At 66.7% G+C, this 11,917-nt stretch carries 12 protein-coding genes; 8 read left to right on the top strand and 4 right to left on the bottom strand.

Annotation, left to right across the window (positions count from 1 at the left end; genetic code table 11):
* Positions 1 to 167 precede the first annotated feature (167 nt).
* The 5 genes from sigJ (at position 168) to JZ791_RS31725 (ending at position 4,956) form a co-directional block, all read left to right on the top strand.
* The gene (sigJ, locus tag JZ791_RS31745) at positions 168 to 1,109 is read left to right on the top strand and encodes an RNA polymerase sigma factor SigJ (RefSeq protein ID WP_216899463.1); all 942 of its coding nucleotides are present in this window, start codon (positions 168 to 170) and stop codon (positions 1,107 to 1,109) included.
* Positions 1,110 to 1,188: 79 nt separating this feature from the next.
* Positions 1,189 to 2,373: an NAD(P)/FAD-dependent oxidoreductase gene (locus tag JZ791_RS31740; protein ID WP_216899462.1), complete on the top strand. Its 1,185-nt coding sequence runs from the start codon at positions 1,189 to 1,191 to the stop codon at positions 2,371 to 2,373.
* Positions 2,374 to 2,529: 156 nt separating this feature from the next.
* A complete protein-coding gene (locus JZ791_RS31735) occupies positions 2,530 to 2,994 on the top strand; it encodes a flavodoxin family protein (RefSeq protein ID WP_254206675.1) in 465 nt (154 codons plus the stop codon).
* Between the two features lie 69 nt (positions 2,995 to 3,063).
* Positions 3,064 to 4,143 (top strand): redox-regulated ATPase YchF, encoded by a 1,080-nt coding sequence (gene ychF / locus JZ791_RS31730; RefSeq protein WP_216899458.1) that lies wholly within the window; start codon positions 3,064 to 3,066, stop codon positions 4,141 to 4,143.
* Positions 4,144 to 4,293: 150 nt separating this feature from the next.
* Positions 4,294 to 4,956, top strand: coding sequence for a DUF6069 family protein (locus JZ791_RS31725; RefSeq protein ID WP_216899451.1), 663 nt, complete (start codon positions 4,294 to 4,296; stop codon positions 4,954 to 4,956).
* 4 nt (positions 4,957 to 4,960) lie between these two features.
* On the opposite strand, the gene JZ791_RS31720 is transcribed toward JZ791_RS31725, so the two are convergent.
* Positions 4,961 to 5,341: a nuclear transport factor 2 family protein gene (locus JZ791_RS31720; RefSeq protein WP_216899449.1), complete on the bottom strand. Its 381-nt coding sequence runs from the start codon at positions 5,339 to 5,341 to the stop codon at positions 4,961 to 4,963.
* Positions 5,342 to 5,604: 263 nt separating this feature from the next.
* On the opposite strand from JZ791_RS31720, the gene JZ791_RS31715 reads away from it, so the two are divergent.
* Entirely contained in the window at positions 5,605 to 6,816 is a 1,212-nt protein-coding gene (locus JZ791_RS31715) for a glycoside hydrolase family 76 protein (RefSeq protein ID WP_216899447.1), read from the top strand.
* 4 nt (positions 6,817 to 6,820) lie between these two features.
* Here JZ791_RS31715 and JZ791_RS31710 read toward each other — a convergent pair whose 3' ends face one another.
* Positions 6,821 to 7,750, bottom strand: a complete 930-nt coding sequence (locus tag JZ791_RS31710; protein WP_216899445.1) for a D-alanyl-D-alanine carboxypeptidase family protein — start codon at positions 7,748 to 7,750, stop codon at positions 6,821 to 6,823.
* Positions 7,751 to 7,999: 249 nt separating this feature from the next.
* Positions 8,000 to 8,893, bottom strand: coding sequence for a TIGR03621 family F420-dependent LLM class oxidoreductase (locus JZ791_RS31705; RefSeq protein ID WP_216899443.1), 894 nt, complete (start codon positions 8,891 to 8,893; stop codon positions 8,000 to 8,002).
* Positions 8,894 to 9,122: 229 nt separating this feature from the next.
* Here JZ791_RS31705 and JZ791_RS31700 point away from each other — a divergent pair, with 229 nt between their 5' ends.
* The gene (locus tag JZ791_RS31700; protein ID WP_216899476.1) at positions 9,123 to 9,878 is read left to right on the top strand and encodes an alpha/beta hydrolase family protein; all 756 of its coding nucleotides are present in this window, start codon (positions 9,123 to 9,125) and stop codon (positions 9,876 to 9,878) included.
* A 412-nt stretch (positions 9,879 to 10,290) separates the two neighbouring features.
* Positions 10,291 to 10,953 (top strand): GNAT family N-acetyltransferase, encoded by a 663-nt coding sequence (locus JZ791_RS31695; RefSeq protein WP_308163190.1) that lies wholly within the window; start codon positions 10,291 to 10,293, stop codon positions 10,951 to 10,953.
* Here JZ791_RS31695 and JZ791_RS31690 read toward each other — a convergent pair.
* Complete coding sequence (locus tag JZ791_RS31690) at positions 10,950 to 11,876, bottom strand: glycine betaine ABC transporter substrate-binding protein (RefSeq protein ID WP_216899473.1); 927 nt, start codon at positions 11,874 to 11,876, stop codon at positions 10,950 to 10,952. The two genes, JZ791_RS31695 and JZ791_RS31690, sit on opposite strands and share 4 nt — an antisense overlap.
* Positions 11,877 to 11,917: the final 41 nt, after the last annotated feature.

Raw genomic sequence — 11,917 nt, 5'->3', positions numbered from 1 at the left:
CCACCGCCCTGATCGAATGCGGCAACATGTTCCACCCCACCGACGCCGCCGTCCTGGAATCCCCGGAAGGCCGGGCCCGCATAGCCGCGACGATCGCCGACGGCATCATGGCCTATCTCGGGTAGACCTGGGGAGTGCGGCGCGAGCAACCGTGGTTGACTCGACGCATGCTCGATGTGCGTGCGGTCGAGGTGTTCGAGGACGCCAGGCCCCGTCTGGAGGCCATCGCCTACCGATTGCTGGGCTCGGCGAGCGACGCCGAGGACGCCGTGCAGGACACGTACCTGCGCTGGCAGGCCGCCGAGCGCGGCTATGTCGAGACGCCCGAGGCATGGCTGACCAAGGCGCTCAGCAACGTGTGTCTCAACCAGCTGACCTCGGCGCGTGTGCGGCGCGAATCCTATGTGGGCCAGTGGCTGCCCGAGCCGATCCTGGCGGGGGACCGGATGCTCGGCCCGGCCGACACCGTCGAACAGCGGGAATCGGTCTCGATCGCGATACTCACCGTGCTGGAGCGGCTGTCGCCCGCCGAGCGTGTGGTGTATGTGCTGCGCGAGGCATTCGGCTACTCGCACAACGAGATCGCCGAGATCCTCGAGCGCACCGAATCGGGCTGCCAGCAGCTCTACCGGCGCGCCAAACAACACGTCGCCGCCGACCGAACCCGGGTGCCGGTGGACGAGGCCGCCGCCCGCAAGATCGTCGAGGAGTTCCTCGCGGCGGCCCTGAGCGGCAATACCGACTCGCTGGTCCGGTTGCTGGGCGACGACGTGACCCATATCGGTGACGGCGGCGGTTACGTCCCCGCCGCGGCCAGACCGTTCGTCGGAGTGCGAGCGGTCGCGAGGTTCCTGCGCGGCATCTTCATACCCACGGCGGGTAAGCGGAACCTCTTGGGTGGCAGTCCCGCATTCTTCGCCGCGGTCGTCAATGCGGCGCCCGCGCTGGTGGCTGTGGTGGAGGGCCGGGTCGCGGGCGTCATCACCCTCGATACGACGCCCGAGGGCATCGCGGCCCTGCACACCCAGGTCAACCCCGACAAGCTCGTCCGCTTCACGCGGCAGTGGTCCACCGTCGAGCGTGGGCGCCCGCTGCTCGAGTCCTGGTGACGCACGTCACTGTCCGCAGGTGTCAGGTTTTCGGCTGCCGTCCGGTTCAGGAAGCGACACCAGCGGACAGGAGCAGGAAATGAAGCATCGCATCGTCGTCCTCGGGGCCGGGTACAGCGGCGGACTCGCCGCCGGACGCCTCGCCAGGCGTCTGCATCCCGCCGATACCGAGATCACACTCGTCAACGCCGAGCCCGATTTCGTGGAGCGGGTGCGCTTGCATCAGCTCGCGGCCGGGCAGGAGCTGAAACACCGTCCACTCCAGGAGATCTACGCGGGAACGGGCGTGAACGTGCGCCGGGCACGGGTCACGGCGCTCGATGTGGACCGCAGGATCGTAATGCTCCTCGACGAGCATGGTCCCGGTGAAATCTCCTACGACACACTCGTTTACGCGCTCGGCAGCACCGCTGCGGACCATGGTGTACGCGGTGGCGCCGAGCATGCCGTCGACATCGCGGGCAGGCAGTCCGCGCTGCGGTTGCGCGAGCGTCTCGGCGATCTCGAGCCGGGCGGGACCGTGCTGATCGTCGGTGGGGGATTGACCGGAATCGAGGCGAGCGCCGAAATCGCCGAGTCTCGACCGGATCTGCGAGTCTCGATCGCTACTCGCGGAGCCTTCGGCGACTGGCTCAGCGACAAGGCTCGGCAGCACCTGCGCGAGGTCTTCGAACGGCTCGGTATCGCGGTCCATGAGTCCGTCGATGTCACGAGGGTCGACGCGACCGGCGTGACGACCACCGCCGGTGAGACGATTCCGGCAGGAATTACAGTGTGGGCGAACGGTTTCGGCGTTCATCACATAGCCGCTGCGAGCACGCTCGAGGTCGGCGCGACGGGCCGGATCGTGGTCGACGGCGCCATGCGTTCGGTCTCTCACCCGGACGTGTACGCCATCGGCGACGCGGCGCTGGCCGAGGGCGCGGGCGGAAAACCGCTGCGGATGTCTTGCGCATCAGGCGAACCCATGGGCCAGCGGGCTGCCGACGCCATCATCGCGCAGCTGACCGGCCGCGCACTCCCGGAGTCCACGATCGGCTACCACCTTCAGTGCATCAGCCTCGGCCGTCGCGACGGCATCGTCCAGTTCGTCACACCCGACGACCGAGCGCGTCCGTCGATCATCAAGGGCCCGTTGGCCGCCCGCGTCAAGGAGATCATCTGCCGGGGTGCGGCCTGGGTGGTCGCTCACCCCACCTTGATGATTCCGGGTCGTCGTCGCCATCTCGCCGCGCCCGGGAAGGTCGCCACGCTGACCGCGTGACGTCGCGCCGCGACGTCGCCGGATGCGATCGCCGCCCGTCGCGAGGAGCGCTTCGTGATCATGAACATATCGTTCGTATGTCACGCTCGACGCACGGGCGGCGTCTGCCGTAGGGACGGATCGAACACGTGACGAGGAGGAATCCCGGTGAAGACGATGATCGTGTGCACGTCGGTGTCTCACGGCAACACGCAGCGCGTCGCCGAGGTGATGGGGCGGGTCCTGCAGGCTCGGGTGGTCGCTCCAGAACAGCTCGATCCGGCCGAGCTTTCCGAGTGTGACCTGGTCGGATTCGGTTCGGGGATTTTCCTGGGGTCCTTCCACGCGCGGCTGCGCGAATTCGTCCGAGCCCTTCCGGTGGAACCGCGGCGGTCGGCGTTCGTGTTCGCGACCAGTGGTTTTCCGGATGCGGGGTTCCAGAAGTTCTCCCGCCCCCTGACCGGGCTGCTGGAGCAGAAGGGGTTCGCGGTGGCCGATGCGTTCTCGTGCCGGGCCTTCGATACCTATCTGCCCTTCAAACTCGTCGGCGGGATTCGCAAGGGGCGGCCGAGCGCGGGTGATCTGGAGGCGGCGCGCGTATTCGCCGAGGGGCTGCGAGCCCGGGTCGGCACCGAGTCCTGACCTGTGCTGTCGCGGCGGGCGTGGCCTGGGGCAACAGGGAGCGGGTCCGCCGCGTAAACTCTTCTTCTCGTGAGTCTCACCCTCGGAATCGTCGGCCTGCCCAACGTCGGAAAGTCGACGTTGTTCAACGCGCTGACCAAGAACGACGTGCTGGCCGCGAACTACCCGTTCGCCACCATCGAGCCGAACGTCGGCGTGGTTCCGCTGCCGGACCCGAGACTCGACACGCTGGCAGAGCTGTTCCACTCCGACCGGATCGTGCCCGCGACCGTCTCGTTCGTGGACATCGCCGGGATCGTGAAGGGCGCCTCCGAGGGCGCCGGGCTCGGCAATAAATTCCTGGCCAACATCCGCGAGGCCGACGCGATCTGTCAGGTGGTGCGGGTATTCGCCGACGACGACGTGGTGCACGTCGACGGCAAGGTGGATCCGAGCGCCGACATCGAGGTGATCGAGACCGAGTTGATCCTGGCCGACCTGCAGACCCTGGAGAAGGCGGTCCCGCGCCTCGAGAAAGAGGCCAAGGTCAAGAAGGACCGCAAGCCGGTCGCCGACGCCGCCAAGGCCGCGCAGGAACTCCTCAACGGCGGAACCACCCTGTTCTCCGCCGGCGCGAAGGTGGACAGCGAACTACTGAAAGAACTTTCGCTGCTGACAGTCAAACCGTTCCTCTACGTCTTCAACGCCGACGAGTCGGTCCTGACCGACGAGGCCAAACTCGCGGAACTGAAAGCCGCAGTGGCCCCGGCGGATGCGGTCTTCCTGGACGCCAAGGTCGAATCCGAACTCCTGGAACTGGACACCGAATCCGCCATGGAACTCCTGGAATCCATCGGCCAAACCGAACCGGGCCTGCACGCCCTGGCCCGAGCCGGCTTCCACACCCTAGGCCTCCAGACCTACCTCACCGCAGGCCCGAAAGAGGCCCGGGCCTGGACAATCCACCAGGGCGACACCGCCCCCAAGGCCGCCGGCGTAATCCACACCGACTTCGAACGCGGCTTCATCAAGGCCGAAATCGTCGCCTACACCGACCTGATCGCGGCAGGTTCGATGGCCGCCGCCAAGGCCGCGGGCAAGGTCCGCATGGAGGGCAAGGATTACGTCATGAGCGACGGCGACGTCGTCGAGTTCCGTTTCAATGTGTAGGGATTGGGGAAAGCAGTAGCGCACCAGCTCGTTCGCCAATTGGCTGCTGGTATCGGGCGTTGAGGCGGGTCCGGCGAAGTGGGCAGCGGCCTGGGGCGTCGGGACCTAGACTCGACGTACACGCATGCTTTCAACGGAGGTGATCGGCGGTTGTATCCCAGGGAGCCGCGCGACCGGTACGGGGATCCGCGCGACCAGCATAGAGATCCGCGCGATCAGTACGGGGATCCGCGCGACCAGTACACCGCACGGTACGAAGCCGGTTATCAGCCGGGGAGTTATGGTGATCCCGAATACGGGAGAGAACCCGGGTACGGCAGGGATCCGGGATACGGTGCGTATCCGCCGCCGGCCGATTATCCGGATCGGCGGCCTCGGCCGCCGCGGCAGGGGCCGGAGGTCGACCTCGGTAAGTTCGTCGGCGGTGTGCTCGCGGCGGCGGTGGTTTCCGCGCTCGCGGCCTGGCTGTGTGCCTGGATCATCCAGGTCATCGCTACCAAGGTGACCCAGACCGGCAAGCTCGGTGTGTGGAACCCGATGGCTCAGGACGCGTACTGGTTCGCGGTGGTGGCTTTCCTTTGCGCCCTGCTGGCCGGGGTGCTGTGGTATCTGCTGCTTCTGGGCACGCCCTCGCCGGGGCTGTTCTTCACCTGGATCGTCGGAATTCTCACCGCTGCGGCGGTGATCATTCCCCTGGTCCTCTCCAGTGACATCTGGGTGGGTGTCACCACTGCCGTCGAGCATCTGGTGATCGGGTTGCCGATCCTCAGCACGGTGCGCATGGTGGGTGCCAGGAGCATCACGTACCGGTAAGGGTTCAGTCCATTGGTTCAACCCATTGAGCACGGGACGGCCCCGGGGCGAATGGGTCGCCGAAGTATTGCGTTTCGCGGACTACTTCCACACCCTCGAACTCCATGATGCTCACCACGTACGACGGCTTCTCGTCGTAGGTGAGGACCAGTTCGCTCATCCACAGGTCTCCGCCGCCGAGGATGCGTCGCACGGTGAAGCGCTTCGCATTCGGCTGGGCGGCGCGTGACGCCTGGATGTGGCGCCGGCCTCGGATGCGTTCACCGGACTGTGGATACTCCAGAACCGCATCGTCTCGGTATATCCGATGCTCGGTCTCGAAGTCATTGGCGTCGGAGGCCGCCCAGTGCCGCCGCAGAGCGTCCCGCACGTCGTCGTCACGCATGGAGTTTCCTTTCCGAGGATGCGACGCCCGACCTCGGGCACATGCTGTCACCCAAGTATCGGGCTACCGATACGGACTGGTTCACATCTTGTGTGGAACCGATGTTCCGGTGAACGTCAACGGGGCATCGTACTGGCTTAACAGTTTGTTCCGCCGAGCCGAACATCGTTGCGACGCCGACTCCGTGCAGGCGTCGCAAGATAGAGTTGACCTGCGCGATTTACGGCTCTGGTGATCGTTTTCAGGACAAGGAGTTCGAGCGGATGGATCGCCCGAACACGGGGATCAACCGGCGCCGAGTGCTGTTCGCCATGGTGGGCTCGTCGATCGCGCTGACCGCTGCGACGCAGCCGACGCAGGCGTCGCCGATCACGCGGTCGGTATCGGTGGGGCCCGGGGGACCCGGGGCGCGGGCGGATCTGGCGGAACGGGCGGTCGTTCGGCGGCATGTGCGCAGGCTCTGGGGACAGCCGGGGGTGGAGTTGGGCACGCTGGTCTGGCCGTCGTCGCTGTGGGACCGTCTGTTGCTGGGGCGATGGTGTTACTGGTGGCAGGCGCACCTTCTCGACTGTGCGGTGGACGCCGCGTGCCGTGTTCGCACCCCGGAACGTATCGACCGGGTCGTCGACGTCGCGCACGGAATCCTGACTCGTAATCTCACCGGCTGGACCAACGGGTACTGCGACGATATGTCGTGGCTGGTACTGGCGCTCGAACGCGCCGAGCGGCTGCTCGGTGTCCGGTTCGGTGACGCGGTCGGAAAGCTGCGGGACGCCTTGATCCACGGCTGGAATCCGGTCGTCGGTGCGGTGCCCTGGCGGATCGGCAACGATTACTACTCCACCTCCGCGATCGGTCCGACCGGAATCGCCATGGCGCGCCTGGGCGAGCTGACCCGTGCCGAGCAACTCGCCGATTTTCTGACCAACCGATTGCGCGATCCCGGCAGCGGCCTGATTTACGACGGCGCCCACGAGCCCGGCGGGCAGGTGAACCGGGCCCTGCTCACCTACTGCCAGGGCGTGGCCATCGGGCTGGAAACCGAGCTGGCGGTGCGCACCGGCGATCCGGTCCACCGCGACCGCGCGGCGGAACTCGTCGCCGCGACCGCGAACAGGCTCACGAACGCAGGGGTGATCAACGGGGCCGCCGGGAACGACTCCGGGCTGTTCATGGGCATCCTGGCCAGGTACCTGGTCGAGGCCGCGCTGTCCCTGAACGACACGACCGCCGCGACGATCGTGCACACCTCCGCGCGGGCGGCGTGGGACCACCGCGCCGAGGCCGACGGCCTCCCGATATTCGGTATGCACTGGGCCCGCGAGGTCGTCGTGCCGGACAGTCCGGCGGCCTTTTCCACGTTCATGGACTCGTCCGCCGCGTCCTCGGGAAACCTGAGCCGCGATCTGTCGGTGCAGCTGAGTGCGTGGATGCTGCTCGAAGCGGATCAGCGGCTCACCACCGCGGGGCACTGAGGGTCTATCTGAGCATCAGTTGGGCGCTGAGCGGCAGTGCGCCCACGATCGGTCCGTAGCCCCAGGTCAGCATGCGCTGGGCGTCGGCCGCCGCGACACCGTCGTCGTCGGGGGAACTGTGCAGGACGACACCGATCAGCGGTACTCCCGCACGCACCGCTTCGAACAGCAGGCAGGTGCCCGCGGCGTCGGTGGATCCGGTTTTGATGCCCGTGGTGCCGGGGTAGTCGCGCACCAGCCGATTGGTGGTGTTCCAGACGTGATCGCGGTTGGCCGGCCCGGGCGCCACATGGTAGGTGGGCTGCCGGACGATATCGCGGAAGACCGGCAGACCCATCGCGTGCCGTCCGAGTGCCACCAGGTCCGCAGGGGTGGAGTAGGTGGAGTAACCGTCCGGTGCGGGTAGTCCGCTCGGATCGGTGAAATGGGTATTCCGCAGGCCCAGTCGAGCCGCGGTCCCGTTCATTTTGCCGATGAAGGCGCCTTGGCCCGGTCCATAGGCATCGGCCAGTGTGTAGGCGGCGTCGCATCCGGACGGCAGCAGCAGCGCGTACAACAGCTGTCGCGCGGTCAGCACCTCCCCGGGAACCAGGTTCGCCGTGCTCGCGCCGTATTTGTTGTCGTAGGCGATGATTCCGCCCGGCACGGTGACGGGCCGATCGAGATTCCCCTCGTTGATCACCACCAGCGCCGTCATCACCTTCGTGATGCTCCCCATCGGCGCCCGCGTATTCGCCTGCCGCGACCACCGCACCGCCCCGGTGACCCCATCGGCCAACTCGGCCCCCGCAGCCTGCACTCCCTGCGGCTCGGGCGAGGACGACAACGGAGAGAACTGAGTGTGCGCGAGAGGGGCCGCCGCAGCGGTGTGGCCGCTCACCACGACCAGGACGCCGGTGACGGCAGCCATCATCAATCGGGCAAATGTCCGCATCGGCACATTGTGCCGCCCGATCCGCCAGTTTCCGGGGCGAAACACCGCAGGCCGGGCGGTTGATCATCGGTCGAGGGGGCGGAACAGCGGCCGAAGTGCGTAGCTACGTCCGGGCCGAGCCGCCTACTCGGTCAGCCCCGGCGACTCGTCGGCCACATCGACCGACTTGATGGTGTCCATCGCAGTGACCGCGTACGGGGACGCCGGTGAGGTGCGGCGATGTCCGGGGCCGGGCATCGCCGCGGGTGCTCAGCGGAGGTGTTCGATCACCTTTGCCAGGGCGGGCAGGTTGTGTTCGGGGACCGAGAAGTGGGTGACGGAGTATTCGTCGCGGTAGTGCTCGAGGGTGTCGGCGATCGTGCGGGCGGAGCCGATGAGTATTCCGGGGAGGTAGCCAAGTTGTTCGTCCGAGAGGTTCGGATTGAATCGGCGGGCCCAGGACAGGTCGGCTTCGCCGTGGCCCTCGACGGCGACCGTCTGCAGCATCAGGCCCAGTTCGAGATCGGCGAAGCGGTCCGGTGCGGCCTCGCGGACGAAATCGACGCGGCGGCCCAGGGCTGCCCAGCCCGCCTTCTCGGAATCGACCTCGACGCCGTGGGCTGCCCCGGCCAGTGCCACGGTGTCGGCGTATTGCGCGGCCACGCGAACCAGACGATCGCCGCTTCCGGCCACCAGCACCGGAATCCGGCGGCTCACCGGTGGTTGATGATGGTCGGCGAACAGCGTCCGGATCTCCTGGATGGTCTCGCTCAGGTAGTCGATGCGTTTACCCCCGCTCGGGAACGGCAGTCCCGCCTGCTCGAATTCGGACTTGGCGAAGTCCGGTCCGGCGCCCAGGCCGAACTCGAAACGCCCGTCGGTGAGCTGGTCCACGCTGGCGACGTCACGAGCCAGCAGGGCGGGCCGGTAGAAGCCCGCGTTCAACACCATGGTGCCGACGCGCACCCTGCTCGTCGCCTCCGCCATGGTGACGAGCGTCGGGAACGGTGAGGTCATCCCCAGATGGTCGGCCACCTGGACCACGTCGAACCCCAGATCCTCGGCCTGCTTCGCCTTGTCTCGCCACTCCTTGCGCGAGCTTCCGTGCAGGCCGACGGCGAACCGAAAAGCGCGGGGTGTCTTGTCATTTCGAGTCTCGTCCACCTTCGCCACCGTACTCGATCGAGGGTTCGGCGCGCTCGGGGATAAATGCGTAGCGGAGGGACCGTGGGCGCTGATACGGTGCGGGGGACCGTGGCAGAGATGCGAGGAGGTGAGACCCGTGAACGTTGTGACCAGGTGGGTGCTCCCACTCGTGTGCGCGGTCGGGTGAGCGATGTAGGTATCGCCGGGAGCGCCTAGGCAATTCCGAAAGGCAATACCAATGCAGCCAATACAATTCACCTCCGAGACATCGGCGAACGGTGTCCTCGAACGCACCTTCACACTCGACGATGTGACCGGCGTGCTGTTCTCGCCCGCATCCGGTTCCGACAGCGCGCCCCTGATCCTGATGGGGCATGGGGGCGGTCTGCACAAGAAGGCTCCGGGCCTGACCGCCCGCGCGCATCAGGCCGTGCGCACGGACGGGTTCGTCGTCGCGTCGATCGACGCGCCCGGCCACGGTGATCGGCCACGTAACGAACGGGATCGCCGGTGGGTCGCCGAACTCACGCGAGCCCGGGCCGCGGGTGAGTCGCTCGCGCCGATCGTCGCGGAATTCAATTCCTCGCTCGCCGAGCGGGCAATACCGGAATGGCGGGCGACCATCGACGCGCTGCAGATGCTGCCCGAGATCGGGGCCGAGGCGCCGATCGGCTATTCCGGTATGACGCTGGCGAGCACGATCGGGATACCGTTGGTCTCGGTCGAATCACGGATCACCGCCGCCGTGTTCGGGGGAGTGTACGCGTACCGGGAACTGCTGGACGCGGCACGGCGGATCACCGTCCCGATCGAATTCCTGCTCCCGTGGGACGACACGGAGCTCGATCGGGAGTCGGGGCTGGCGATGTTCGACGCCTTCGCCTCGAAAGACAAGGTGCTGCATGCGTTTCCGGGAGGACACCATCAGGTGCCCACGGACGGTCGGATCGATACCCGTTTCTTCGCAAGGCATCTCGGCCGAGTAGGCGCGAGATCGGCCTGACCCGTTAGGTTTCGGCGTCCGGTGCGAGCCGGGCGCCCGAACCATCGGTATGGGACGATCCGGACGCGGTTGCGGGGCTGACCGAATTGCCCGAATCGATGGCTGCCGCATCGATTTCGTACGGACGCGCCGGTACGCGTGACAGCCGTACGTCAAGCACGAAAAGGTTGCTGTATCGGAACCGAAGGACAGCTGACGACTCCGGCCTGACATCCAGAAATGCCCCGTACGCAGTGAGTTTGCGACCCGCCGAGCGACACGCAAGTCGTGACGGGGAATTTACACGCCGCCTGCGCCGCACTCGGCCCGCGTTCCGTTATCGTTCAGTTCACTATCCGATGCCGCTGACGGCACGCCAGGGCCGGGTACGGCCGAGGTGTACCGCAGATCGTCTCGACGAAATGGGGGAAACGTGCCCGCACTCGTTACTCTCACCGGTCGCCTCGTGCGGCTGGAACCCCTTGCGCTGAATCATGTCCCGGGGTTGGCTGTCGCGGGACAGCAGGACCGGGAGGCCTACGCGTTCACACCCGTGCCGCACGGGGTCGACGAGGCCGCCGACTATGTGTCCCAGGCCGTTGCGGCTCAGGCGGCGGGTACCGGGCTGGCGTTCGCGATCGTCTCCACCGCCGACCATCGGGTGCTGGGCTCCACCCGCTACACCCACTTCGACTACTGGCAGGGCCCGATGCTGTGGCCGCTCCCGCACGGCCTGCCCTCGGGCGATCCGCTGCTGGCCACGCCGGACGCCGCCGAGATCGGCAACAGCTGGCTGTCGACGGCCGCACAGGGGACAGGGATCAACCTGGAATCCAAATTACTGCTGCTGTCCCACGCTTTCGAACAGTGGCGGGTGCGTCGCATCGCCCTGCGGGTCGATATGCGCAATACGCGCTCCCGCATGGCAATCGAGCGCCTGGGCGCAACCAGCGACGGTGTGCGGCGGGCGCATTCGCGCGGCCTGGACGGTGAGATCCGCAGCACCGCTTTCTATTCCATACTGGAGGACGAATGGCCGGCGGTGCGCGCCACGATCGAGCGCGAACTCGCCGCCCGCCCGCTGCTCAATGCCTAACGGGCCGTGATGAATCCCTGCGAGACCATCCAATCCCGCGCCACGGAGGCGGGTTCGCGGCCCTGGAGATCGACCAGTCCGTTGAGCGCGGTGATGGTGTCGTTGGTGAGCACCCGTGAGATGGGCGCCATCACCTGAGCTATCTGTGGATGCGCGTCGGCGAAGGATTTCTGCATCACTATCGCCGCATTGTATTTCGGGAAGAAGCCGAGGTCGTCGTCCAGCAGCTTCAGGTGCAGCGCCTTGATCCGGCCGTCGGTGGTGTCCACCGAACCGAACTCGCAGGTGTTGTTCGCGGTCGCCGGGTACACGAGGGCGTCCTGCATGATCTGCTTGTGCACCTTGCCCAGATCCATGCCGTACTTGTGGGCCATGCCCGGGAATCCGTCCTGCCGCACACTGAATTCGGTGCCCAGGCAGGTCGAGCCGGCATGCGGATCGGTATTCACCAGGCGCGCGTAGTCCGACAGGGTCGCGACGCCCGACTTCTGCGCGGCGGCGCTGTTGCTCACCATCGCGTAGGTGTTGTTCATCGGCGCCAGATCGGTCCACACCATGCCGTGCTTCGCCAGGTCCTGGGCGCGCACCGCCTCGAACTGCTTCTGCGAGTCGGGAATAGGCTCCTCGTTGCCCAGGTAGTTGATCCACCCGGTGCCGGTGTAGTCGTAGGCGATATCGACCTGCCCGTGCAGCTGGGCATCGCGCAGACTGTTCGAACCGGTGATATCGGTGAGATCCCGCACCTGCGCACCGGCGGCGGTCAGGGCGAATTCGATGATGTAGCCCAGGACGAGCTGCTCGGTGAAATCCTTGGAGCCCACCGTGATTCGGACGCCGCTCAGCTGCGGCACGGGCCGTATGCTGCCCGGGCCGACCTGTAGTGGTACGGCACTGCCGGATTCGAGACCGCACGAGGTGATCATCAGCAGGCACACCGCGATCGCCGCGCCGACGGTCGAACGCA

The sequence above is a fragment of the Nocardia alni genome, from assembly GCF_019038435.1.
Taxonomy (GTDB): domain Bacteria; phylum Actinomycetota; class Actinomycetes; order Mycobacteriales; family Mycobacteriaceae; genus Nocardia; species Nocardia alni.
The sequence above is the reverse complement of the archived record's forward strand: the minus strand, read 5'-3'. Positions and strand labels throughout refer to the sequence as shown.